The 26,713-nt window shown below is 38.0% G+C and carries 19 protein-coding genes and 1 riboswitch; of the genes, 11 read left to right on the forward strand and 8 right to left on the reverse strand.

Annotated features, from left to right (window positions below; all coding sequences use genetic code 11):
* Nucleotides 1–422: 422 nt before the first annotated feature.
* Both FAR12_RS16010 and FAR12_RS16015 read right to left on the reverse strand, forming a co-directional pair.
* Nucleotides 423–1,172 (reverse strand): hypothetical protein, encoded by a 750-nt coding sequence (locus FAR12_RS16010; protein WP_126409818.1) that lies wholly within the window; start codon nt 1,170–1,172, stop codon nt 423–425.
* Nucleotides 1,165–1,698 (reverse strand): RNA polymerase sigma factor, encoded by a 534-nt coding sequence (locus FAR12_RS16015; RefSeq protein ID WP_126409819.1) that lies wholly within the window; start codon nt 1,696–1,698, stop codon nt 1,165–1,167. Before FAR12_RS16015 ends, FAR12_RS16010 begins: the two co-directional genes overlap by 8 nt.
* Before the next feature lie 352 nt (nt 1,699–2,050).
* On the opposite strand from FAR12_RS16015, the gene FAR12_RS16020 reads away from it, so the two are divergent.
* Nucleotides 2,051–3,754 (forward strand): IS200/IS605 family accessory protein TnpB-related protein, encoded by a 1,704-nt coding sequence (locus FAR12_RS16020; protein WP_126409820.1) that lies wholly within the window; start codon nt 2,051–2,053, stop codon nt 3,752–3,754.
* Nucleotides 3,755–3,858: 104 nt separating this feature from the next.
* Here FAR12_RS16020 and FAR12_RS16025 read toward each other — a convergent pair whose 3' ends face one another.
* The gene (locus tag FAR12_RS16025; protein ID WP_126409821.1) at nt 3,859–4,044 is read right to left on the reverse strand and encodes a hypothetical protein; all 186 of its coding nucleotides are present in this window, start codon (nt 4,042–4,044) and stop codon (nt 3,859–3,861) included.
* Nucleotides 4,045–4,212: 168 nt separating this feature from the next.
* On the opposite strand from FAR12_RS16025, the gene FAR12_RS16030 reads away from it, so the two are divergent.
* From FAR12_RS16030 to FAR12_RS16060, 8 genes are all read left to right on the forward strand, one after another.
* Nucleotides 4,213–4,788, forward strand: a complete 576-nt coding sequence (locus FAR12_RS16030; RefSeq protein WP_126409822.1) for a hypothetical protein — start codon at nt 4,213–4,215, stop codon at nt 4,786–4,788.
* A 71-nt stretch (nt 4,789–4,859) separates the two neighbouring features.
* Entirely contained in the window at nt 4,860–5,009 is a 150-nt protein-coding gene (locus FAR12_RS23515; protein ID WP_170972230.1) for a hypothetical protein, read from the forward strand.
* A gap of 158 nt (nt 5,010–5,167) precedes the next feature.
* A complete protein-coding gene (locus tag FAR12_RS16035) occupies nt 5,168–5,944 on the forward strand; it encodes an ABC transporter ATP-binding protein (protein ID WP_126409823.1) in 777 nt (258 codons plus the stop codon).
* Nucleotides 5,941–6,696: an ABC transporter permease gene (locus tag FAR12_RS16040; protein ID WP_126409824.1), complete on the forward strand. Its 756-nt coding sequence runs from the start codon at nt 5,941–5,943 to the stop codon at nt 6,694–6,696. The genes FAR12_RS16035 and FAR12_RS16040 overlap by 4 nt, the downstream gene beginning before the upstream one ends.
* A gap of 17 nt (nt 6,697–6,713) precedes the next feature.
* Nucleotides 6,714–7,733: an aliphatic sulfonate ABC transporter substrate-binding protein gene (locus FAR12_RS16045; protein WP_126409825.1), complete on the forward strand. Its 1,020-nt coding sequence runs from the start codon at nt 6,714–6,716 to the stop codon at nt 7,731–7,733.
* A 194-nt stretch (nt 7,734–7,927) separates the two neighbouring features.
* Nucleotides 7,928–8,932 carry a YeiH family protein gene (locus FAR12_RS16050; RefSeq protein WP_126409826.1) on the forward strand — a complete coding sequence of 335 codons (1,005 nt, stop codon included), beginning with the start codon at nt 7,928–7,930 and terminating at the stop codon, nt 8,930–8,932.
* A 234-nt stretch (nt 8,933–9,166) separates the two neighbouring features.
* Entirely contained in the window at nt 9,167–11,878 is a 2,712-nt protein-coding gene (locus FAR12_RS16055; RefSeq protein WP_126409827.1) for an ATP-binding protein, read from the forward strand.
* Between the two features lie 8 nt (nt 11,879–11,886).
* A complete protein-coding gene (locus FAR12_RS16060) occupies nt 11,887–13,833 on the forward strand; it encodes a PAS domain S-box protein (protein WP_126409828.1) in 1,947 nt (648 codons plus the stop codon).
* Nucleotides 13,834–13,885: 52 nt separating this feature from the next.
* On the opposite strand, the gene metH is transcribed toward FAR12_RS16060, so the two are convergent.
* From metH to FAR12_RS16085, 5 genes are all read right to left on the reverse strand, one after another.
* Nucleotides 13,886–17,326 (reverse strand): methionine synthase, encoded by a 3,441-nt coding sequence (gene metH / locus FAR12_RS16065; protein ID WP_126409829.1) that lies wholly within the window; start codon nt 17,324–17,326, stop codon nt 13,886–13,888.
* Nucleotides 17,319–19,169, reverse strand: a complete 1,851-nt coding sequence (locus FAR12_RS16070; protein WP_126409830.1) for a bifunctional homocysteine S-methyltransferase/methylenetetrahydrofolate reductase — start codon at nt 19,167–19,169, stop codon at nt 17,319–17,321. Before FAR12_RS16070 ends, metH begins: the two co-directional genes overlap by 8 nt.
* Nucleotides 19,170–19,183: 14 nt before the next feature.
* Nucleotides 19,184–20,353 (reverse strand): cystathionine beta-lyase, encoded by a 1,170-nt coding sequence (gene metC / locus FAR12_RS16075; RefSeq protein ID WP_126409831.1) that lies wholly within the window; start codon nt 20,351–20,353, stop codon nt 19,184–19,186.
* Entirely contained in the window at nt 20,350–21,462 is a 1,113-nt protein-coding gene (locus FAR12_RS16080) for a methionine biosynthesis PLP-dependent protein (RefSeq protein WP_126409832.1), read from the reverse strand. The genes metC and FAR12_RS16080 overlap by 4 nt, the downstream gene beginning before the upstream one ends.
* A gap of 312 nt (nt 21,463–21,774) precedes the next feature.
* Nucleotides 21,775–21,887: riboswitch (SAM riboswitch) on the reverse strand.
* A gap of 84 nt (nt 21,888–21,971) precedes the next feature.
* On the reverse strand, nt 21,972–22,154 hold the full coding sequence (locus FAR12_RS16085) for an H-type small acid-soluble spore protein (RefSeq protein ID WP_126409833.1): 183 nt from the start codon (nt 22,152–22,154) through the stop codon (nt 21,972–21,974).
* Nucleotides 22,155–22,604: 450 nt separating this feature from the next.
* On the opposite strand from FAR12_RS16085, the gene FAR12_RS16090 reads away from it, so the two are divergent.
* Together FAR12_RS16090 and odhB are read left to right on the forward strand one after the other, a co-directional pair.
* Complete coding sequence (locus FAR12_RS16090; RefSeq protein ID WP_126409834.1) at nt 22,605–25,442, forward strand: 2-oxoglutarate dehydrogenase E1 component; 2,838 nt, start codon at nt 22,605–22,607, stop codon at nt 25,440–25,442.
* Nucleotide 25,443: 1 nt separating this feature from the next.
* A complete protein-coding gene (odhB, locus tag FAR12_RS16095) occupies nt 25,444–26,688 on the forward strand; it encodes a 2-oxoglutarate dehydrogenase complex dihydrolipoyllysine-residue succinyltransferase (RefSeq protein WP_126409835.1) in 1,245 nt (414 codons plus the stop codon).
* Nucleotides 26,689–26,713: the final 25 nt, after the last annotated feature.

Consider the following 26,713-nt stretch of genomic DNA (forward strand, 5'->3'; position numbering starts at 1 on the left):
TCCTTTCTCCAGAATTACATATGTCGAAATGTTCAGAAATATGTCTATATGGACATTATAACCATCTAATTCTGGACAGGCAATACCGTCAACTTTCGGATATTTGGGGCCATCAAAAACATTTGAAGTAAATATATAGAAGACAGTTACCTATTGATAACTGTCTTTTTTGATAAAGGCTCTTTTTGCAAAGATTGTTTATTTTCCTACGAAAAAAACTTGCTGCTTTAAGATAAAAATTGATTAAATGACTAGTGAAATTGCCACTTAATAACGATAAAAGTAGCAAAAAGTGCCGTGCAAAAGTCATTTGTAGCACTAAACCACGTAGGAGGTGTAAATGTCGGCTTTAGATTTTTTTTGAAGAAAAAAATTAAGACATTTACGAAAAAAACAACATTCAAAAAGAAAACTGAGTTAGATTATTCTTTTACGATATGAAATTCTTTTAGCATTTGGTCGAAACGTGCACCATGACCTTCTTCAGCCTCTAAAAAGTACTTTTGTTGAATGATAAAACTACCTCCTGCTTCGTTATCAACTACATACACTCTTGTCATCTCATTATCCCAGTCATTCCCATTTTCTTTTGCAAGTAACATTTGACCAGCAACAGGCTCAGTTACTTGTTCTTCTAAAATAATCGTTGGATATACAGCTAAAATCGTATTTCTTAATTCACTATAAACTTCTTCCGTGTCTTTATCCTTAACTTGTGTGATTGTCATAGAGACTTCTGGATAACGTTCTTCTAGAGGCTCTTTTGTTGTAATGACATCACCAGCTTCTGTCTTATTCATCACATAACGCTCTTCATCTATATAAATAACGTAATCCGCTTCTTTCCCTTCATTTAATTTAAGATTCGTATCTTCTTTATCTCCTTCAATTTCAATCTGTACATCTTTCTCAGGTACAAACATTTCCTTAACTTTATCAACTAGTGCGCTACCAGTTTCAGTTTGTGAACCAAAAGCAAGTAACATTGCTGCGGCAGCAGCTACAAGTATTCCCCATCTTTTCTTTTTTGGTTTCATTTTAACGTCTCCCTTATGATGTTCTGTAAATAACTCTTGTTCTATGGCATTCCAAATATCGGCTTTATCTTTTGCATCGAAGTTTGACATTTCTTCTAGGCGCTCCTCAATTTTTTTATCGAAATCGTTATACATGGTTCTTCCCCCTATCCTCTAGCTCTAATAAATAGTCCTTTAATAAGGCTCTACCTTTATGGAGACGGGACTTTATCGTGTTCAAATTTGTTTCGAGCGCAACTGAAATATCCTTTTCAGAAAAACCCTTCAAGTATTTTAAAACAATAGGAATCCGATATAGATCATTTAAAGACTGAATTGCTTCATCTAGATCAGAATATTCCTTATTATCAATCGAAGGGTCCTTTATCTCACCTTCTGCGTAATCGGGTAGGTGAGTCATCTTGGATTCCTTCTTTAAAATACGATTACATTCGTTCGTTAAGATCCGATAGAACCAAGGGTCAAATGGTCTACTGGAATCGAAGGAAGATAGATTTTTAAAAACTCTTATAAAGGTTTCTTGCGTAGCTTCTTTTGCAAGTTCTCTATTTTTCGTAATTAATATTGCAACGCGTAAAGCCTTATCGACTTGTTGATTGTAAAAGGTGCGAAAAGCTTCCTTATCGCCATTTATGATTTTTTGAAGCATTGTTGCGTCCATGTGAATGGTGTCACTCCTCCCAGGAATTGTTTGAAATGCATTTCTATTAATTAATACCGCGATTAGGTAAGAAAAGTTTGCTCAGACGAAAAGTTTTTTTGAAAATGATAGTATATGACTCCATAAATAGAACAACTGACACCTCATTGAAAGTATATCCGAGAGCGTCAGTTGTTGTTTTTAGTATTTTTTATCAACACTAGCGAGAAGACTCCTTCCTCAACGATGTAGGGAGGAGATGAATCGCTTTTTGTGTCTATTTTCAAAATTAAATAAAAACAAAGGGACAAGGTTTTGAATTTTTGGTAAAATAAAAGTAAGAACAAACGTTCCTTTTGGAGGTGGTTGAGAAATGAGGAAAACTTATTTTTCTACTCGTGTATACAAAAATACGTTACCTGAAAAATATACGAATTCTATTTCTCATGCCCATCTTTTGTTTAGCCGTGCCAAACAATTCTCATTCCAAATACAAGTGTTAGAAAAACGGTCTAGTGAATCGAGAAGGAAAATATCTTTGCACCTTACTGTAAAGGAACGGTTTCAATTGAATGATCATTATGCAGGTAGTGCTGTTCAAGAAGCAAACGCCTTGATCAAATCGCAAAAGGAACTTCAAAAAATGTATATCGAAAATAAAGAAGTTCAAATCACTTCGGTTAAAAAGAAAATAAAATCAACCAAACGCCATTTAACAACTCTTTTAAAAATCAAACAATCTTTTATAAACGGAAATCCAAAATTCAATCAAACCTCCAGAGAACAACAATTTGGCCATTTTTTTGTGGTGAAATTCTATGAGAAAACAGACATTTACTATCACGCATATCAATTTGAACATGACTATTTAGATGCTCAAATCGCTTTTTTTAAAAGAAAATTAGGTCGGCTAGATTTCAGATTAGATAGATTGCAAAAACAGATAAGAAGTTTAAAAAATAACATCAATAGTGTAGTTTTTGGCACGAAAAAATTATTCAAGGCTCAACATACCATAGAAAACTATCAAAATGATCATCAACAATGGAGAAAAGATTGGGAACAATCTCGTTACAATCAAATGACCATTAGTGGACGAAAAGATGCCAAAGTCGGTAATTTCGTGTTTTGTTATATTCCAGAGACGAGAGAACTTAATTTCAAGACCCCGGATGGCACTCAGTTAAAGATTGAAAACCTTGTATTTCCACATGGTCAAGAACAGGTTGACCACGCAATTGAAACACAGATGAACTGCAAAAACAAAAAGAAATACGGCAAACCCATTGCATGGTCTGTGGAAGACCATGGGGACTACTATATTTTCAAATGCATAGTCGATGTGCCAGAGAATCCTCATAAAAATCATAGTCGTGCAGACGGCTTATTAGGTCTGGATTTAAATGTAGACCATATCGCCTGGTCCAATATTAATGCAAAAGGTCAACTGATTAAATCAGGTGTGTTTTCTTTCGATTTGGAAGGAAAAACATCTGAACAAATCACAAAAATCATTGAAAACAAAGCCGTAGTTATTGTTGATTTAGCGATGAAGTTAAATAAGCCCATTGCGTTGGAAAAATTAAATACCACCCAATCCAAAGTTTCTCATCCATACGGCAACAGAAAAGCCAATAAAGCGATGAGTCAATTTGCGTACAATAAAATGATTTCTGCCATTAAAAATCGGGCAGAGAAAATGGGTGTAGCCGTGTTTGATGTGAATCCAGCCTACACTTCCCAAATTGGCAAAATCAAATATATGAAGCGATTGGGAATTTCGATTCATCAAGCTGCTTCTTATGTCATTGCACGACGTGCAATGGGATTCAAAGAAACACTTCCACCAGTGTTGCATTCCCTGTTACCAGAGAAGATAGCAGGTCTACATCACTGGGCGCAGTGGAAGTGGGTTTCGTCATGCCTGTCTGATGTTCGTAAACACGCGTTCTATCGGATAGAACTTTTTGCCTGCGACAAGATTGACTCGATGAATCAACTCTTTCCTCAAGGGGCTCTTTCAGACTTGGAGGTAAAAGGTTTGTTCAAGGTGAGAAGTAGAAAACCCATTGCCTAGTTGAACGGGTGGTGGTCTACTAAATCCTTTGGTAGCCTTTTTAGGAATCCCCTTCCTCAAAAATCCATTTGGATTTTAGGTGGGGGTAGTTCAAAAATATAACATTACTCGAAGAACTCTTGAAATTCTTCTTTATCTTCTGGTTCATTTTGAAGATATGGGTTGTTTTCAGTTGAATCCTTTGGATCAAGATTGGTTTTGATAACGAGCATTGGCTCAGGGGAAGGATTAGCAATCACGCGATCTTCTAGTTGTTTAAAATCTGGTAAGTCTCTTTTATTTGATTTCAATTGTGCACCTCCTATCAATAGGGTTGTTAATCGAAAAACAAATTATGTAAGGGATTTTTATAAAATCGTGCAGTTTGTTACAGTCAAATAAGAAAAAATGATTTATAATTTTAACAAGCTATAAAGAAAATTCTCTAACCATATCATTTTAAAGGAATGGGTTTGAACATGAATATGTATGAAATTATATTAGACATCATAGAAAAAAATGGACCAGTTTCCTTTGATTCCATCTGCGATGAAATGAATGAGATGAGTATCATTAAGAAAGAAAGAGAAAAGCCTGTTCAAATATCCCATGTAAAGTCAGTTGTCAGCAGAAAAAAGGATCTATTCTCGGTGGAGGATAATATCGTCTCAATTCGAGAAGAAAAAGAATTGATTACTTTAACGGCGATGATTGGAAAGTTTCCAGGACCAACTTATAAAGTGGCTGTAGATTTTATTCATAATCGTTTTTATCTTTTTGAATGGAATATCGACAATAGGGTAGCTGTAAATAAAGAAAAAACGGTTTTTATTGGTGATGTGGAACAGTTTAAAAAGGAAATTATCCGCTTGAGTATATGGAATTGGGAGCGAGATTATCAGCCGGAATCCCTCGTTTTAGACGGTACTTCATGGTCTGTACATCTGAAAACTAAGGGAATGGTTTATGAAAGCGAAGGGCTTCAAGCTTTTCCAAAGGATTGGTCGAAGTTTTGCAAAGCTGTTTCTCAGTTAATAGGAATTAAATTCGCTTAAACAAATGCCGCTCGCATACTTAAAATCATTTTGGTAAACATATAAGAAAGAGCTCTTAAGGAGTGTCCAAAATGGATAAAAAACAACCGTTCCATTGCCAAGAAGATATGGACCTTGTTCATCACCAATTAGTCGAGCAAATTGCAAGGATAAGTGTGGATGAAGAAGAAGAGCGGATGCGAGATGAAATAGAGTTGAATAAAGAGGAAGGGACTACGTAGGAACGTGGGTACCTTATATTGAAATTTATGGCCAAGTCGATAATGATTTGGTCTTTTGTTTTTTTGCAATATTATATTGACATTAGTACTAAATAACCTATAATTAAAACCATGTATTCCGAGTAATATGATAAGAATTATGAGATAGGTGTGTTTAGATGTTTATCGAGATTAATCATATAAATAAACAATTTTTAAATAAAGAAAATGAGCCTGTCGATATCTTGAAGGACATTAATTTGTCGATTGATAAAGGTGAATTTATTTCCATTCTTGGACCGTCAGGGTGCGGGAAGTCAACGTTGTTAAATATTGTTGCAGGGTTGACGAAAGCAACAGAAGGGGAAATTTTCGTTAATGATACAAAGGTAACTAAGCCAGGTAAGGATCGAGGAATGGTCTTTCAACAAGCGGCTCTTTTCCCGTGGTTGAACGTCATCGAAAACGTCACTTTTCCATTAAAGAAAGAGATGTCGAAGAAAGAATCAATCGAGATTGCGAAGAAATATTTGCAAATGGTCCAATTAGGAAAATATACAGAGCATTATCCTCACGAGCTCTCTGGGGGAATGCAACAACGTGTGGCGATTGCAAGGGCATTAGCGATGAATCCTGAAACGTTATTGATGGATGAGCCGTTCGGTGCTTTAGATGAGCAAACACGCTCTCGGCTACACACACAGCTTGAAACGATTTGGACAGAAACGAAGAAAACGATCCTCTTTGTCACTCATAGCATCTCTGAATCTATCAAGCTATCAGATCGGATTATCGTGATGGGTACAAAGCCAGGGATTATCTTACAAGACATCAAAGTCGATATACCGAGACCAAGAGAAGAACATAAACAGGAAATGATCGAACTTGAGGATTACATTATGAGCTTCTTAAAGAAGGAAATTGACAAAGTCGTAAGTGAGGAATTAGCCGTATGAAAAAATTCATCAGACAAGTCATTTTCTTTATAGTAGTTGTTTTCTTATGGGAGCTTGGCTCAAGACTTGAGCTTTGGATGCCAATTATTCTTCCATCACCATCAATGGTGTTAGAGTCATTGGTTCAAGGGTTTGGGGATAAAACATTGATTTACGACTTGGTTGCCAGCTTTAAACGCTTATTTATTGGATTAGGAATTTCATTGGTTTTAGGTTCCTTAATCGGGATTCTTCTAGCGAAATCTAAATATGCAGATGATACAATCGGTTCACTCATCTTAGCTTTACAAAGTGTACCAAGTATTGTTTGGTTGCCACTAGCGATTATGTGGTTTGGAATGAATGAAGTATCCGTTATTTTTGTGGTTGTACTTGGCGGGACGTTTGTTATGACCTTAAACATGAGAATGGGAATAAAAAATGTTTCTCCTCTATATATTCAAGCAGCGCAAACGATGGGTTCAAAAGGAATAGACCTTTTTATAAGAGTCGTTTTCCCGGCATCGATTCCATATGTAGTAACCGGAGCCCGTCTTGCCTGGGCATTTGCTTGGCGTGCTTTAATGGCAGGGGAGCTATTAAGTACAGGACCTGGTCTAGGTTACACGCTTCAATATGCATCAGATTTTGGCGATATGAGTCTTGTTATTGGCGTCATTGTCATTATCGGTGTCATTGGTTCAGTCGTAGACCAATTTATTTTTAATCGGGTTGAAAAATCAGTCTCCCGCAGATGGGGACTAGAATCATAGTTTTGGAGGAGAACAGAGTGAAGAAGAAATCCATATTTTTAGCAATCATTTTTATGTTATTTGCTGGCATTCTAGCAGGCTGTGGTGCTGATTCCGCTACAGGTAAGAAGGATGGCAAAGAAAAAGTAGTCATTGGGTATTTCCCAAATATTAACCACGTACCAGCGATGGTAGCGAAAGATAAAGGCTACTACCAAAAGGAATTGGGCGATGGAACAACTGTAGAATACAAAACGTTCGCGGATGGTTCAGCCTTTATGACAGCATTAAAAACAGGTGAAATTGATGCTGGTTTAGTTGGACCTGGTCCAGCAATGAATAACTATTCTACTGGTGCTGATGTTCGAGTGATCGCTGGTGCATCCACTGGTGGTACAGTTGTTTTAGCAAGAAAAGATAGTGGAATTAATTCTGTTGAAGACTTAGCTGGAAAAACATTTATTACACCAGCCGTTGGTTGTACACATGATGTTCAGTATGAAACTTACCTAGAAGATCTTGGTATCACTTCAGAGCGTATTGGTGGTACGATGAAACACTTAACAGGAAATGCAGCTCAGTATTCTGCCATGCTTCAAGCTGGAAAAATTGATATTGCTGTTGCTCCAGAACCTTGGGCAGCTCAAATTCAATTGGAAACTGGTGCTGAAGTGGTCATTCCTTGGAATGAGATTTCTTTTGGAGAAACATTACCAGCATCTATTTTAGTTGCAAGTGGTAAAATGATTGATAATAACAAAGAAACAATTGATAAAATCGTAAAAGCACATAAAGAAGCGGTTGATTTCATTAATGCAAATCCTGAAGAAGCAAAAGAAATAACAATCAAGGATATTGAAATCACGACTGGTCAAGAGTTAGCAAAAGAAGTTGTAGATTTAGCTTGGGACCGTATTGGGTTCACGTATGAAGTAGACCAAGAGGCAATTCAAGCGTTTTCTGATAGCTCTTACGCGTTAAAATTCCTAAAGGAAAAACCAGATTTTAAAGAGTTTATCGATCTTCAATTTATCAGCACAGAAACAGCTAGTCGTTAATATTTAATAGTAAACGCACAAAAAGGGTATCGAGGGACACTCTTTTTGTGCGTTTTTTTATGCCCGATTAAGATGAAATGTTTGAAAGTGGTTAGTTTTTTATGTAAACTCAACTTTATTATGCGATTTTTTATCTACATGATTTATTGAAAAATTGTTCCTAAGCGTATAAAGATAGAGGAGAAGTGAAACGATTGTTAACTCAACAAGATGCACTTTCATCGTGGTCAAAACGGGCAAAAGGTATCATTCTAGTAGTGGTTATCGCCATCATTGCGCAATTTCTGGGGGGGTTATTCCCTTTAATCGGAGGAATTCTTTTCGCCATTATTATTGGTATTATTCTTAAAAATACGGTCGGCATCAAACCAACCTTCGATGCTGGATTAAGTTTTGTGATAAAAGACTTATTAAAACTTGCTGTTATATTTCTTGGTGCCAGTTTGAATCTTAATGCTATTATAAAAGTGGGTCAGCAATCGCTTTTAGTCGTTCTTGTATCCGTAATTTTGGGCATCGGACTGACGTTTTGGTTTGGAAAGCTTTTAAAGCTTGATCGTACATTAACATTGATGATTGGTGTAGGATCGAGTATTTGTGGTGCCACGGCTATCTCTTGTGTGAAAGGCGTGTTAGAAGCGAAGGACGATGAAACAGCCTATGCGATTTCAACAATTGTATTTTTTAATTTGATTGCCTTTTTTGTTTATCCAGTTGTGGGTCATTTATTTCAATTAGACGATCTATCATTTGGTATTTGGACAGGGACTGCCGTACATGATACTTCCTCTGCCGTTGCAGTAGGTTTTGCTTATAGCAATGAGGCTGGAGAAATTGCTACAACCGTTAAATTGGCTAGAACGCTCTTTTTATTGCCAGTCATTATTATCTTGCCATTTCTTATGAGTAACAGGAAAAAGGGAAGCGTTAAGCAATCGTTAAAAGAAGCATTTCCTTGGTTTATCGTGTGGTTCTTAGTCATGAGTATTCTTAATTCCATTGGCTGGATTCCATTAAATGTCCAGGAACTTAGCAGCAACTTAGCAAAGTTTTTAATTATCATGGTCATGGCTGCAGTAGGGATGCAGGTCAACTTAAAGGGCTTTGCAAAAATTGGGATAAAGCCATTTTTAACAGGATTATTCGCTTCAATCACTGTATCATTGATAAGTTTACTTATGATCTGTCTAATTAAATAATGTTGTAGAAGAGCCAAGGGTTGTCATGATCCTTGGCTCTTTTTTTAGCCACATTCTAGTAGATTCATTCCTACCTGAAGTGCGTACGGAAAGCAGTATATTGAGGTGTAGTTTTGTAAATAGTTATAATCTCCCTTTTTTAAAAAATTCAGCTTTTTATCTTAATAAAGCCGGTAAAATATGGTTTACTAGATTTAGATAGTGAAAACTATGATAGATAAAGGAGCTTTATAGATGAAGTATACAACAAGGCTGTACGTAGGATTTAGCCTAATTATCATGGTAATTGCTGTTTTAGTCGGATTTATCGTTGGAATCATCCATAGTCAAAATCAAGAATTGAATGAGCTATACGAGGATCGCTATTTGAAAATCCAACTATTGAATCATATTCGGGTTGGAATTAAGAATGTGGATAATGATTTAAAGGATACGATCGATCATAACAACGCCCCATCAAAGGATATGAATGTACAGAGTATCCGCGAAGGTTTGGAAGAAATAAATGATGATTTACATACGCTAGATGCGATCATTAAGGTCAAAAAAGCCAAGGATAAACTGAATATTTTACATGGGCAGATAGAAGAATACGAAAAATTAATCAATGAAATACTGACCATTGTGGATGGAGGAAATACTGAAAAGGCTGCTTCCGTCTATGAAACTGATATTAAAAGAGACAATCAAATCATCAATACAACTGAAAGCATGATTTCCATACAAGAACGAATTATGGAGGATACTCTAAAAAGTACCAAGGTTTCGAATGATTTTTATGTGAAGTTTACTGTCGTTTCAATCATTATTACGCTATTAATTGGTTTTTGGGTATCTAGATGGGTCATAAGAAGCATCACAAACCGCTTTCAGAATATTCGAGATGTAATGAAAAGTATTCAGTACGGTTCTGAAAATCTTCCAAGATTAAGAGACTTATCGAATGACGAAATTGGAGAAATTGCACAAGCCTATAATGAAATGGCAACAGCACTTGAAGCACATGAACGGATGGAGCGACAGTATACGGAGGAAGTTGAGGAACAAAATTGGCTTTCTATGAGACTTGCCGAGCTTTCGATGCTTTCACAAGAAATATTCGATATTAATAATCTTGATGAAAAATACTTTCAAGCGGTTATTCCGATGGTAGACGCATGTTATGGCGCACTTTACATCATTAAGAATGATCGCTCAAGACCTTATTTATTGAAGGTCTGTTCCTATACGGATGATGTTTTTGCTAAACCTTCATTAATAGTTGAATTGGAAGAAGGAATGGTGGGTCAATGCGCTAGGGATGGAAGGTTAAGACGGATCAAAAGTGTCCAAAGTTTACCTAATACATTCTTTTCCCATATGGGAGAAAGTGTTCCGAACGAAATTCTTATCTTCCCGATTCTTTTAGATGGAGAGGTAGTTGGCGTACTAGAACTAGCTACAAAAAGGGAATTTCCGCAACTTCACGAAAAATTGCTAATAGAAGCCATGAACCAGCTTGGAGTGACGATCGACCGGATTATGCAACAGATGCAGGTAAGAAAACTACTCGAAGAATCACAGGCGCTTAATGAAGAGCTGCGGATGCAATCTGAAGAAATGCAGTTTCAACAAGAACAGTTGCGAAAAATGAACGAACAGCTTGAGACTCAATATAAGCATTCTGAACAAAAAACGAAAGATCTAGAAGTAACAAAATTGGAGCTAGAAGAAAGAACAAAGCAGCTTCAGTTAACATCGAAATATAAAACTGAATTTTTGGCAAATATATCTCATGAGTTACGTACCCCATTGAATAGTTTACTAATTTTGGCGCAAATTTTTCTCGAGAATAAAGAAAATAATTTAACTGAAAAACAAAAGGAATATGCCAATACGATTCACGCAGCGGGAAAGGATTTACTCAATCTTATTAACGACATTCTAGATTTAGCTAAAATTGAATCTGGAAAAATTGATATTAAACGAAACGAAATGGAGATTGGCGATTTGGTTAGTTTTATTACAAACCAATTTGAACCATTAGCAAACCGGAAAAATCTCGAATTCATAGTTGAGGTCGCTAGTAATATCCCAGGATTCGTTTATACTGACACACAAAAAGTCTATCAAATTCTAAAAAATCTACTTTCGAACGCTATTAAATTTACGGTAAAAGGGAAAGTAAGAGTGTTCGTCAAGAGAACGATGCACCTACAAGGAGAATATATTGCATTCGTTGTAGCAGATACAGGCATCGGGATCTCGAAGGAAAATCAAGAGCTGATATTTGAAGCCTTTCAGCAGGTCGATGGAACGACTAGTCGTCAATATGGAGGTACTGGCCTTGGTTTATCAATTAGCAAAGAATTGGCGGGACTATTGTCTGGATTTATTACGGTTGAGAGCACAGAGGGAAAAGGAAGTACTTTTACCTTTTACTTACCAGTTAATTTTGAAGCAGAAGTGGTCCATTCATATCCAAATGTAGAACTAGATACATTTGACTTGCAACACCAAGTGGTTGAAGAACCTCGATTAGGGGCAAACATAGTCCAAGATCATGAACTTACAGGAAAGCATGTATTGATTGTTGATGATGATATGAGGAATGTTTTTTCACTGACGACAGTGCTAGAAGCAATAGGGATGAAGGTTTCTTTTGCAGAAAATGGTTTGGAAGGGATTCAGATTTTAGAAAACAATAGAGACATAGATATTATCCTCATGGATATTATGATGGCAGAAATGGATGGTTATGAAACGATGCGCGAGATTCGCAAAAGTGAAAAATTAAAACATATTCCCATTATTGCTGTAACCGCTAAAGCGATGAGCGAAGATCGAAATAAATGTATTGAAGCAGGAGCTTCGGATTACATGACGAAGCCAGTGAATTTGGAACAATTAATTTTATTGATGAAGGTTTGGCTTTGTCAATTAGACAATGAATCCATAGGGAAGTGAGGAAAGTTATGGAAAATACACAAGTTAATATTTTATTAGTTGAAGATCGTCCTGAGAATTTATTAGCTCTTGAGGCTGTTCTCACTTCTCCCCAGTATCGACTTATTAAAGCGAATTCTGGGATCGAAGCGTTGAAATGGGTATTGAAGGAAGAATTTGCAGTTATTTTAATGGATGTACAAATGCCATTATTGAATGGGTTTGAAACAGTCAAAATGATTCGAGAACGAGAAAAATCGAAGGACATTCCAATCATTTTTATAACGGCCTTGAGTCAAACAGTTGAAAATGTATTATATGGTTACTCAGTTGGAGCCATTGATTATATTATAAAGCCTTTTGATCCGATCGTATTAAAATGTAAGGTTGACGGCTTTATTTCCATGTACACACAGAAGAAGATCATTCTTGAGCAGAAAAACTTAATTGCTAGTCGAACAAAGGAGCTTGAGCGGGTTTATACAGAACTTAAGAAAAAAGAGGCGATGTCACGAGCGATTGGGGAAACCTCGATTGATTCGATCGTATTTTTTTCTGAGGACGGTACGATCCTGTCATTAAATCCTACGGTTAAAAAAATGCTTGGTTATTCGGACGGTGAACTAGTTGGAAAAAAGGTTGATTTACTCTTCGACTTGTCCATTTCTGATATTCCAACAAAAGCAAATGTGGAAACGACTGCTATTCGAAAAGACAAGACGACCTTTCCGATTGAGCTTCACATTGCTGATACAGAGGTGGAACACGAGAAGATCTTTGTTTGTACGATTCGTGATATAACCGAGAGAAAGCATTATTTTGAAATGCTCGAAAGCTTAGTAAAGGAAAGAACATTAGAACTGAGCGAAACGAACCGAAATCTACATAACGAAATAGAAGAAAAGAAAGCAACTATGAAACAATTATATGAAAGTGAAGAAAAATATCGTCAACTCGTAGAGAATTCTCCGGAGGCGATTATTGTTCGAGCTGTTTCAAGTGAAAATATTTCTTTTATTAATGACACAGGAGTAAAGCTTTTAAAAGCCAATTCAAAGGAAGAATTGGTTGGGAGGAGCATGTTTGAAATTGTTCACCCGTCTGATCAGGAAAAGGCTAGGAAAGTATACAAGCAGTTATCACGTGGAGAAACTATTCTTCCGTATGAGGAGAAACTAGTTTGCGTGAACGGAGACGTTATTGATGTGCAAATCAAAATTATTCCTTTCGTTTATGAAGGGAAAGCCTCTCTACATATTGTTATACGAGACATGACGGAAGTTAAACGGAACGAAGAATTTATACAACAATCGGAGAAACTGAATGTAGTTGGGGAATTAGCTGCGGGTATTGCGCATGAAATTCGTAATCCGTTAACCAGCTTAAAAGGCTTCACACAGTTACTCGAGTATAAATATTCGACGGATAGTGATTATGTTAATATTATGATTCAAGAAATCGATCGGATAAATACAATCGTTAGTGAGTTATTATTATTGGCAAAACCCGGTCATGATGATTTTAGAGAAGTGAGTTTAGACCAATTGATTCAGAATGTAACAACACTCATGAGTGCTCAAGCTAATTTACATGGAATCACGCTACAGCCAAAAATGGACCCAAATTTAAACTCTGTGATGATTAAAGGGGTCGAGAATAAGATCAAGCAAGTGTTTATCAATATTATCAAAAATGCCATTGAAGCTAGTGGTGCAGGTGGAAGCATTGTCATTGAAACAATGCGAGTATGTGACCATATTGTCATTTCCTTTACAGACACCGGTGTAGGTATACCAAAATCAATTTTACAAAATATCGGAAAACCTTTCTTCACGACAAAAGCTACAGGTACTGGCCTTGGAATAATGGTGTCAAAAAGCATCATCGAAAGTCATGATGGCGAATGGAACATTCGAAGTAAGGAAGGGGAAGGCACGACCGTTGAGGTGAAGTTGCCGATTTTAAAAGATTTATAGAATGAAATGCAAAAAGCCAGAGATGCAGGTTGAATGCGTCTCTGGCTTTTTTTTACAATACATTAAAATACCTAGCTTCCGGATGGGCAAAGACCATCGCTGTTACGGATGCTTCTGGCTCCATCATAAATCCTTCTGTTAGTTGAATGCCAATATCCTCAGGATGAATGAGGGAGAAGAGCTTCGTTTGATCTTCTAGCTCAGGACAAGCAGGATAACCGAATGAGAAACGTTGTCCCTGGTATTTTGCAGCAAAACGTTCCTGCATCGTCATCTGAATTGGATCAGGGAATCCCCATGCGTCTCGAATTTGACGATGTATCAATTCTGCAAATCCTTCAGCAGATTCAAGGGCAAGTGCTTGCAAGGCATGAGACTCTAAAAATCTACCTTCAGCTTTCAGTTTATCAGCTTGCTGTCGGATTCCTTTACCTGCAGTTACGGCAAAAAATCCTACATAATCCATTTCTCCTGAATCAACTGATTTAATAAAATCAGCAAGACATAGATAAGAGCCTTTGTCTTGACGTGGAAAATCGAATTTCTCAACGATTCGTTTCGGATCTTCAGGGTCATAAATATAAATTTGATTGCCGTTCGACTGAGCAGGGAAGAATTGATACACAGCAGAAGGCGTTATCCAATGATGTTCCTTTGCTTCAAGAATTAATTGATTGACCATATCATTGACCTTATGAGCCTTTTCATCGTTTGCTTGTAAAAGCTGTTCGATTTTTCCTTTTACGCCTAGATGATGGCCGATTAGCATTTGTTTGTTAATGTATGGCTCGATATGTGCAAGTGAATAAGACTTTAATATATGTCTTTTTGTATCTCTTGGAATATGGACAGGAACGGTCGTGCTCACCTTTGGTTTTTCTAAAACGGCTGTTGATGTAGGGCGTTCATAAGAAAAAACAACAGGTGCTGCTTCTAATTTTGCTTTATGAGCTTCAACTAATACCTTTCGTTCCTCTTGATCTTGAACCTGATTAGCGATTGCTAAGCCGTTCATTGCATCTTTTGCATAAAGAACGAGTCCATCATATTCCTTCGAAATTTTCGTATCGGTGAACTTTCTTGATAGGGCTGCACCACCAACTAAAATTGGAATATCAATTCCAGCCTGCTTTAAATCGTGTGCTGTTAAGACCATTTGCTGAGCAGATTTGACTAATAGTCCAGATAAGCCAATCATATCTGGCCGTTCTTTTTTCACAGCTTCAATCAAAGTAGTCGGCGTAACCTTGATGCCAAGGTCAATTACTTCATACCCGTTGTTGCTTAAAATAATATCAACGAGGTTTTTACCGATATCATGAACATCGCCTTTTACGGTTGCTAGAATAATTTTTCCTTTATTTGAACTAGTGTCGTTCTTCTCCATAAATGGTTCAAGATGAGAAACAGCTGCTTTCATCACTTCGGCACTTTGTAAAACTTCAGCAACAATAAGCTCGTTGTTGTTAAACAGGCGTCCAACTTCTTTCATCCCATTCATTAATGGTCCATTAATGATCTCGAGTGGGGTAGGGAAAGTCTCTAACGCGATGTTTAGGTCGGCAATTAATCCTTCTTTCGTTCCTTCAATGACATAATAAGCTAGTCGTTCTTCTAATGTCATATCTGGAATTGAGCTTTTAGCTTCCTTTTTCTTATCTCGATAAAAATCAGTGAAGATTGCAAGTGATTCCTGTGTAGTTTCAAACAACAGCTTCTCTGCCATTGCAACTTCGTCTTTAGAAATAGAGGCAAAGCGCTCTAGTTTTTCCGTATTTACGATGGCATAATCTAGGCCAGCCTGTGTGCAATGATAGAGAAAGACAGAATTCAAAATTTCTCTGCCAACAGGAGGTAAGCCAAAGGAAACATTACTAATACCTAAAATAGCTAATGTTTTAGGGAAATGTTCTTTTATCAATCGTATTCCATCAACCGTTGCTTTAGCCGAGCCAATGTATTGTTCGTCACCTGTTCCTACTGGGAAGACAAGTGGATCAAAGATAATATCTACTGGGGAAATTTTATATTTATTTACTAGCAGATCGTAGGAACGGGTAGCAATTTCTAGTTTTCTCTCGGCAGAGACACCCATTCCTTTTTCGTCAATTGTCCCAACTACAACGGCAGCACCAAATTGATGAATAAGCCGCGCAATCGATTCAAAGCGTTCTTCACCATCTTCTAGATTAATAGAGTTGATAATCGCTTTACCTTGTGAATAGGATAATGCTTTTTCAATCACTTTTTCATCAGTCGAATCGATAACGAGAGGTGCTTTGATTTTCTTTGTTACTTCTTTTAGGAAATTTTCCATGTCTTCAAGCTCATCACGGTCAGGGTCTGCCAAGCAAATATCAATGACATGGGCGCCGCCTTTCACCTGTGCACGAGCAACTTCGGCTGCTTCTTCAAACTTACCTTCGGAGATAAGTCGCTTGAATTTCCTTGACCCAATTACGTTTGTTCTTTCGCCAACCATAATCGGACGAAGGGTAGGATCATCATAAATAAAAGGCTCGATCCCAGAAACCATATGATTTTGCTGTTCAGCTGGCTTTCTAGGTTCATATTGCTTCATTTCTTCAGCTATAGCCTTAATATGTTGAGGTGTCGTACCACAGCAGCCGCCAACGATGTTTAGCCAGCCTTCTGCAGCAAATCCACCCAGTTTTTTGGCGAGAGATTCCGGCGTTTCATGGTAGTTTCCTTCTTCATCTGGTAATCCCGCGTTTGGATAACAGCTAACTGCGGCAAGCGAGAGTTGTGATAATGAGCGGATATGGTCCTGCATAAACTCTGGACCCGTCGCACAGTTTAGGCCGATCGCTAACGGTTTCATATGCTCAACGGAAATGTAAAATGCTTCAATCGATTGTCCAGCAAGGGTTGTACCCATTGGCTCAATCGTTCCGGATAGAATTATAGGAATCTCCACATTTCGCTTTTTAAAAGCCGCTTGAATACCTAAGAAACCAGCTTTTACATTAAGCAAGTCTTGACTCGTTTCGAGGAGAAGAATGTCAACGTCCCCATCAATTAACCCTAGGGCCTGTTCTTCATAGGACTGTTGCAGTTTTTCAAATGTCGTCCCACCTGTTACTGATAATGTTTTCGTTGTTGGTCCCATCGAACCGGCAACAAAGCGGGGCCAAGAAGGGGAAGACAATTTATCGGCAGCTTTTCGAGCAATTAGGGCCGCAGTTTTATTTAGTTCATAAGCTTTTGAACCTAATTCATATTCATCAAGGACAATTTCTGTAGCCCCGAACGTATTTGTTTCGATTATGTCAGCACCTGCTTCTAAATATTGAAGATGGATCGACTCAATCACGTCAGGTCTTGTAATATTTAGGATTTCATTACAGCCTTCAAATTGTTCTCCACCGAAGTCTTCAGCTGTTAATTCGGCTTGCTGCAACATGGTGCCCATCGCGCCGTCCATGATGAGAATTTTTTTCGCTAATTCTTTATTGAGTATTGCATTAGACATTCTGCTTCCTCCCTAGGATGCTGCTGTATTCATTTGCATATTGAGCAAGCTCAACTGTCAATTCATATCGTAGAAATGGCGTAATTAGATAAATTCCGTTAAAGAGCTCGGAAGCTGCATCAATTAGTGATTTCGTAATCGCAATTCCTTCGCGTGCGGACTGAATGGGATCGTCCTGCAGTTCAGCCATTGTATTCCGAATGGAGTCTGAAATTTTAATGCCTGGTACTTCATTGTGAAGAAATTCTGCATTTTTGCTACTTGTAAGTGGCATAAGGCCAATATAAATAGGGGTATCTAAATGCTTTGTTGCCTCATGGACCTCAATTAGCTTTTCTTCTGAATACACAGGTTGTGTAATAAAATAATCAGCACCATACTTAATTTTCTTTTCCAATCGTTGTACGGCTTTTTCGACGGAGCGAACATTTGGATTAAAAGCTGCTGCTATAGAAAAGTCACCTTTTTGACCAAGATCCTTTCCTGAGATTGATAAGCCTTCGTTAAACTGCTTAATCATTTGAATTAATTCAAATGACGAAACATCATATACAGAAGAGGCTCCAGGGAAGTCTCCTACGCGGGCAGGGTCACCAGTAACAGCGAGAACGTCATTTAACCCAAGTGTATGTAAGCCCATCAAGTGAGACTGAAGTCCAATCATGTTTCGGTCTCGGCACGTAATATGAACAAGTGGGCGTAATCCCACCTGTGTTTTCGTTAAATAAGCAAGAGCTGAATTCTCAATTCGAGGGGAGGCAAGAGAGTTATCTGCCAACGTAATGGCATCGATTCCTGCTTCTTTCAATGCTTTTGCTCCTTCGAAAAAGCGGGTAGTATTCAGCTTTCTTGGTGGGTCCAATTCGACAATAACAGAAGGTCGCTCTGAAGCGATTGTTTGTAATGGTGTATTATTCCGTTTTATTGGTGCGTGTTCAATAGAAATGGAAGAAACACGCTTAAACTTGACTATTTTTTCTGTAACTGGTTTCGCACCCTTTAATTCCTCTGCAAAGGAACGAATAAGTGCAGGAGTCGTTCCACAGCAACCTCCAAGAAGACGAACCCCTTGTTCACGAAAGGCTTGGGCAGATTTTTTAAAATAATCGGCTTCTCCTTCATAATGGAACTTTCCATCTGTATAGGTTGGTAGACTCGCATTTGGAAATGCAGAAAGAAACGCCTGATTCGGAATCTGCGCTTCTTCTAAACTTTTAATCATATGGTGGGGACCAAGTCGGCAATTTAACCCAACAATATCTGCCCCTAATGCTTCAAGTCGTTCAAAGGCTTCATTTATTGGTGTTTGATTTTGCATAATCCCTGGCTCATGAATCGACACTTGCGCAATAATTGGTAGAGCGGTTTCCTTGCGAGCAATCGCTAATACTGTTTCAATCTCTTCTAAGTCATAGAAGGTTTCGAGGAGAATCCCGTCAACTCCTTCTAATAATAAACAATAGAGTTGCTCGCGAAAGCTTCGCTTTATTTCATCGATGGAAATGGCTTTTGGATTAACGCCACGATTTCCGCCCATTGTTCCAACAATATAAGCTTTATTGTTAGCCGCTTGTTTCGCTATTTTTACGGCTGCCGAATTTATTTCTTTGACGGATTCTTCTAAGCCGTATCTTTGTAGCTTTAAATAGTTTGCAGCATAAGTGTTCGTTTGGATGATATCTGAACCTGCAGCAATATAAGCTTCATGTATTTTAAGAATATCATTTGGATGGGATACATTTAGTTCTTCAAAACAGCTATCTGTTCCGTAGGAGTATAAAAGGGTTCCCATGGCACCATCTGCAATTAAGATTTCATTTTTTAATCTGTCTAGGAAACTCATAGTTTTACTCCTTTCTATTTTACTACAGCTATTGCGTTACTTAAGGCATTAGAAAAATCAGCGATTAAGTCATCAACATGTTCTAATCCAACAGATAGTCTTAATAAGCTATTGCTAATTCCACGTTTTTCACGTTCATTTTTAGGCATAGCCCCATGTGACATTTTGGCAGGGTAGGAGAGGATGGACTCCACAGCTCCTAAGCTAACGGCAAACACTGGAATTTTAACGTTCTCAACGAAAAATTTCGTTAATTCTTCACTCTCTAATTCAAACGAAAGGACCGCACCAGCACTTTTTGCTTGTTTCTTTTGTAATTCATATTGTGGATGGTCAGATAGACCAGGATAGTAAACATTTTTTACTAAAGGATGATCCTTTAAATAGTTTGCGAGCTTACTAGCATTGGTGACCGATTGCTCAAGTCTTACAGATAATGTTTTTAATCCGCGCATCACAAGCCAAGCATCTTGCACACCTAACACAGCTCCGAATGAATTTTGTAAAAAGGCTAGTTGATTTCCAAGCTCTTCATCTTTTACAACAGCAAGACCTGCTACAACATCACTATGGCCGGAAAGAAACTTAGTCGCACTATGAAGGACAACATCTGCTCCTAATTCCAACGGTTTTTGAAGGGCGGGTGTTAAAAAAGTATTATCAACAAAAGTATAGGCATTGTGAGCTTTTGCTAATTGGCTGATGGCTTCAATATCCGTAACCTTCAGTAAAGGATTTGAAGGCGTCTCAACATAAAACACTTTCGTATTCGGTTGGATTGCATCCTTGACTGCTTGAAGATTCGTCATATCAACAAAAGTATGCTCAATTCCAAATCGAGAAAGGACCTGAGTTACGATTCGGAAGGTCCCACCATATACGTCTTCTGTAATGACAACATGATCTCCTTTTGAAAGAAGAAGGAAGGCTGTTGAAATGGCAGCCATCCCTGAAGCAAAAGCAAATCCGCGCACGCCACCTTCTAATTCAGCAATTTGTTCCTCAAGTGCTTCTCTTGTTGGATTTAAGCTTCTACTATAATCATATTTTCCGTACTTATCGAAGCTTGATTGATGAAAGGTGGAGGCGTGTTGAATTGGAACACTTACACCACCTGTGGTTACGTCAAACTTATGGCGATTATGTAGAAGTTTGGTTTCAAAAGAAAAACACTCGTCACTCATCGTACAGCCTCCTTACTTACCTTAGTTAGAGCTTGTTCTAAATCCTCAATTAAGTCACGTACATTTTCAATGCCCACTGAAAAACGTAATAAGCGATTATCTACGCCAGTTGCAAATCGAACTTCTTCAGGGATATCAGCATGGGTTTGGGTAGCAGGGTAGGTAATAAAGCTTTCTACGCCGCCAAGACTTTCAGCAAAACAAATGAGTTTTAAGTTTTTTAAGAAAGGATTGACCCATGTTTCATCTTGAACGCGGAATGAAATCATTCCTCCACGACCAGGGTATAAAACATCCGTAATGCTATGATGTTTTGATAAATATTCAACAAGTTCTTTTGCGTTTTGTTCATGACGATCCATTCTTAAAGCTAATGTTTTCATCCCGCGCATTAAGAGCCAAGAGTCAAAAGGGCTTAAGACAGCACCGTTGCCATTATGATAGAATGCTAGATCCTGACATAATTTTTCCCCTTTTGCGACAACCAAACCTGCAAGAACATCATTATGACCACCTAAGTATTTCGTAGCACTATGAATAACAATGTCTGCACCATCTTTGATCGGTTTTTGAATATATGGTGTATAGAATGTATTGTCGACGATAAGAAGTAGTTCATTCTCTTTTGCAATTTCTGAAACTGCTTTAATATCCGTTTGTTCCATCATTGGATTCGTTGGTGTTTCGATAAAAATAGCCTTTGTATTTTTCGTTATGTATTGAGAAATATTAGTTGGATCACTTGTATTAGCATAGGTTACCTTCAGGCCCCATTTTTTGAAGCCTTGTTCTAACATACGGTATGTTCCACCATAGAGGTCCTGCGAAACAATCCATTCATCTCCTGCTTGGAAAAGTGAGACAACAGTTAAGATAGCCGCCATACCGGAGCTACACGCAAAGCCTGCATCACCTTCTTCAAGCTCAGCGATCGTTTTTTCAAGCAATTGTCTCGTTGGATTACCTGTTCGAATATAATCAAATCCAGTTGATTCTCCAATGCCAGCATGTCGAAAGGCAGTAGAAAAATAAACTGGGGGATTAACGGTTCCAGTTGCTGTTTCACTTCGATTTCCAATTTGCGCTAAAGTAGTTTCAAGTTGATGCATTGTTTACACTCCTTTATGTTAGGTGGTGATAGGTAAAGGCTCTTTTCGCAGAGATTGTTTATTTTCTTACGAAAAAAACTTCTTGCTTTTAGATAAAAATTGATTAATTGACTAGCGGTATCGAATCTTAAAAACAATAAAATGTAGCGAAAAGTGCCGTGCAAAAATCATTTGTAGCACTAAACCCCGTTTGATGTGTAAATGTCGGTTTTAAGACATTTACGAAAAAAACAACAAGCAATAAGAAAATAGCGTAAGGAAATAAAAAAAGTCTTCTATAAGAAGAAGACTTTACGTTTAATTTAGCCATTCTTCTTATCTCCCAAGTCTTAAAAGCGAACTTGCTGGAATTAGCACCTTGCTTAAAATTCATGCAGGTTGCTGAGGTTTCATAGGGCCAGCCCCTCTACCTCTCTTGATAAGAAATACAAGATTTAATTTTCTAAACTTTACTACAATTAACGAACGAAGTCAACAAAATTTTCAGTAAATTACGGAAGCCACTCTCGTTAATCCTCTTCAATTAGATTCAGAATGGGTACATCTTGTTCATCTTCTGGATTTTTCTTCGAGTAAATTCTAGCCATCTTCGTTTGCTCATCCACATGTTGAATAATGACTGGTGTTCCTTCATAAGTGACGTTGTGGATATCAGCGCTTTCTACTATTTCTTTTGCACGACCTACATTCACGCTCTGTCAGTCCTCCTAGGATTAAATTCAAAGCATATTTTGTCTATTTTTGAGAAAATTTATCCAAGGATCAGAAGAGGCGAGTAGTCTTTTTGGTATTTATAAATTTCTAATGTAGGTGAAGGCCTTCGCCTAAAGCGGAATCAACTTTTTTCTATGTCTGAATGACTCTTAAAAATAAGAAGAACTGTCTTTTAAACTGGAATCAGTAATCTGAAATATTGTGAAAAGGCTTTCAAGAAATTTTATCGGAATAGGTATTTATATGATATATTTTTTTACTATTTCAATAGTAAAAACCTTTGTAGATCTTACATGATCGTGTTAGAATAGCTATGAAAACGTTATATCCTCTGAAAAATAATATTATTCTAAAATTTGAGTTTTGCTATGTAACAAAGGGGTAAGAGGATATAAATTCTATTTTTATCTATTTTGGAGGTTTTTCACATGAGAAAGCCATTAGAAGGTCAAGGACCTGTATGGCAGGGGTTTCACGGGCCGAACTTAGGGTACGTCATGGAATTATACGAAATCTACTTAGAAAATCCAGAGTTAGTTGAAGAAGACATTCGCAGTCTTTTTGACAAATATGGTCCGCCTAGTGAAGAGACGGCTCATGAAAGCACTAGTTTCACAAATGTATCTGATGAAGTAGCAACTGAAAAAATTATAGCAGCGGTTTCGCTAGCAGATAAAATAAGGGGCTACGGTCATTTAGCGGCAGATATTTACCCGCTCAATAATCAAGAACCAGATAAGGAATTAATCGAACTTGAATTTTATGGACTAACAAAAGGGGACCTTGAAAAAATCCCAGCTCGCTTTATTTCAACCGATATACCTGCAAATATTAAAAATGGCTATGAAGCTATCGAGTATTTAAGACAGGTATACACAGGCAAAATTGCCTTTGAAATTCGCCATGTGAATAGTGTTCAGGAAAAAATATGGCTCCGTAAAAAAATCGAAACAGGAACACTTCTTCCTGCTTTTAATAAAGAGAAGAAAAGAAAAGTTTTACAAAGATTAACAGAGGTTGAAGAGTTTGAAAAATTCATTCATAAAACCTTTGTTGGTCAAAAGCGTTTTTCAATCGAAGGACTTGATACATTAGTACCTTTAATTGATGAAATTATTGCAGAATCCGTGCAAAAAGGGGCTTCAACCGTCAATATCGGGATGGCCCATAGAGGACGTCTAAATGTACTTGCGCATAATCTTGGCAAGCCATATGAAATGATTTTTGCTGAATTCCAGCATGCACCAAACAAAGAATTAGTTCCATCAGAAGGTTCAATTGGAATTAACTTTGGTTGGACTGGGGACGTAAAATATCATTTAGGGCTAAATCGTGAATTGAAGGAAGAAGATCGACCAAAGGCGAGATTAACTCTTGCTAACAATCCGAGTCACCTTGAATTTGTCGGAGCAGTCGTAGAAGGCTTCACTCGTGCTGCCCAAGATAACCGAACAGAGAAGGGGTATCCACAGGAAAATTTGAATTCCGCGATGGCCATTTTGGTCCATGGTGATGCTGCATTCCCTGGTCAAGGGATCGTAGCTGAAACACTAAATTTAAGCCGCTTAAAGGGATACCGTACAGGTGGAACGATTCATATTATCGCCAACAACCTAATTGGTTTTACAACTGAACGATTCGATTCCCGTTCTACACGCTACTCTAGTGATTTAGCAAAAGGTTATGAAATGCCGATTATTCATGTTAATGCGGATGATCCGGAAAGTGTATTAGCTGCTGCTCAGCTAGCTTGTGAATATAGGGAATTATTTAAAAAGGACTTCTTAATCGATTTAGTTGGTTATCGTCGTTTTGGACATAACGAAATGGATGAACCTATGACTACCAATCCATTAATGTATCAACTTATTCACGAACACCCAACTGTGAAGGAATTATATGCGAAGAAGCTTGAAAATGAAAACGTTCTTTCTACATCAGAGATCGACGAGGTTTACAATGCTGTAGTTACGAAGATTCAAGAAGCTTATGCGAAGGTCCCAGCAGAAAAAGCTGTAGTGGATGATCCGAAACCACCGATCACAGTCGAAAAGGGTATTCCTAGAATCGAGACGAAGGTTTCCTTTGAGACGTTGAAAAATATCAATGAAGAACTATTAGATTGGCCAGAAGATTTCCAGGTTTTCAGTAAACTAAGCCGTATTTTAAAAAGAAGAAAAGAAGCTTTTCAGGACAATGGAAAAATCGATTGGGGATTAGCAGAAACATTAGCGTTTGCATCGATTATTGTGGACGGAACTCCAGTACGACTGTCTGGTCAAGATTCCGAACGTGGAACATTTGCCCATCGTAATATTGTTCTCTATGACCAAAATACAGGAAGAAAGTTTTCACCATTACATCGATTGTCGGAAGCGAAGGCATCATTTGCTGTATACAATAGTCCATTATCTGAAGGTTCTGTCCTAGGATTTGAGTATGGTTATAATGTGTTCGCTCCAGAAACGCTAGTATTATGGGAAGCACAATTTGGTGATTTCTCTAATGCAGCACAGGTAATATTCGATCAATTTATATCGGCAGGAAGAGCAAAGTGGGGAGAAAAATCAGGACTTGTTATTCTTCTTCCACATGGTTATGAAGGGCAAGGTCCAGAACATTCAAGTGCAAGGATGGAACGCTTTTTAACACTTGCAGCAGAAAATAATTGGACAGTTGCGAACTTAACAACATCTGCTCAATATTTCCATATTTTAAGAAGACAAGCCGCAATTTTACAAAGGGAAGAGGTTCGTCCACTTGTCATTATGACACCGAAGAGCCTGCTTCGTAATGTAAATGTAGCTTCGAATCCGAGTGACTTTACTGAAGGTGAGTTCCAAGCAGTCGTTGAGCAGGATGGCCTCGGGAAACAGGATAAAAAGGTTGAACGAATTGTCATGGGAACTGGGAAGATTATGATCAATGTGATGGAACAACTCGATTCGGTGAAGGAACAAGATTGGTTACATATCGTGAGAGTTGAAGAAATTTACCCTTTCCCAATGGAAAACCTTCGTACTATCGTCGCGCGTTACCCGAACTTAAAAGAAATTGTCTGGATTCAAGAGGAACCGAAAAACATGGGAGCATGGACTTTCGTAGAGCCTCGTATTAAAGAAATAGCGACAAGTGCAGTAGAAGTGAACTATGTTGGTCGTAGACGTCGTTCAAGTCCAGCTGAGGGAGATCCAGATGTTCATAAAAAGGAACAAGCAGCAATAATAGAGAAAGCATTAACCCGCTCGGTAGAAGGAGGAAATTAAGGTGGCAGAAGTTAGAATTCCTGAATTAGCAGAATCCATTACAGAAGGTACAGTTGCTCAGTGGCTTAAGAAATTAGGGGACCAAGTGGAAAAAGGCGATTATCTTGTTGAATTAGAGACAGATAAAGTCAATGTAGAGATTATTTCTGATTTTAGCGGAGTCTTATCTGAAGTAAGGTACAACGAGGGTGATACAGTTAATGTAGGCGAAGTGATTGCTGTTGTTGAAGAAGGCGGAGTAGCTAGTCCTCCTGCACCAAAGGAGGCTCCTGTACAGAAGGAAGAAGCACCAGCAGCACAAGCACCTGTTGAGACACCAAAAGCTGTGGAGGAAACTGTAGATAAGAACGGTCGCCCAATTGCTTCCCCATCAGCTCGAAGAATTGCTCGTGAAAAAGGAATTGATTTAACTGCAGTGCCGACAGTCGATCCATTAGGTCGCGTTCGTGCCCAGGATGTTCAAAATTATAATCCACAGGCAAAAACAGCTCAATCTGCGCCTGCACCTGCTCCGGCAGCAAAACAAGAGGTAGCTGTTGATAGCAATAAGCCAGTGGAGAGAATTCGCATGTCTCGCCGTCGTCAAACGATTGCGAACCGCCTTGTTGAAGTACAGCAAACAGCGGCGATGCTTACTACTTTCAACGAAGTAGACATGACGAATGTGATGAACTTAAGAAAACGTCGTAAAGACCAATTCCAAGAAGAAAATGATGTGAAGCTTGGTTTTATGTCCTTCTTTACAAAAGCGGTTGTTGCGGCTCTTAAGAAATCTCCATTATTAAATGCAGAGATTCAAGGGGATGAAATCCTTTTAAAGAAATTCTACGATATTGGAATCGCTGTATCAGCACCAGAAGGTTTGGTCGTACCAGTGGTTCGAGATGCTGATCGTAAAAATTTCGCGGAAATTGAAAAGGATATCCTACACCTTGCGGATAAGGCTCGTCAAAACAAACTTGCCCTAAATGACCTACAAGGCGGAACATTTACAATCACAAATGGTGGAGTATTCGGTTCGTTAATGTCTACACCAATTTTAAATGGACCACAGGTTGGAATTTTGGGTATGCATTCTGTGAAGCTTCGTCCGGTTGCGATTGATGAGGAAAAAATGGAGAATCGCCCGATGATGTACATTGCACTTTCTTATGATCACCGTATTGTCGATGGGAAAGAAGCAGTTACATTCCTGAAGCGGGTGAAGGATTTAATTGAGGATCCAGAGTCATTGATTTTTGAATAAACAAAAGTAAACCACCGTTTTAAGA

Source organism: Bacillus yapensis, assembly GCF_005280205.1.
Lineage (GTDB): Bacteria > Bacillota > Bacilli > Bacillales > Cytobacillaceae > Robertmurraya > Robertmurraya yapensis.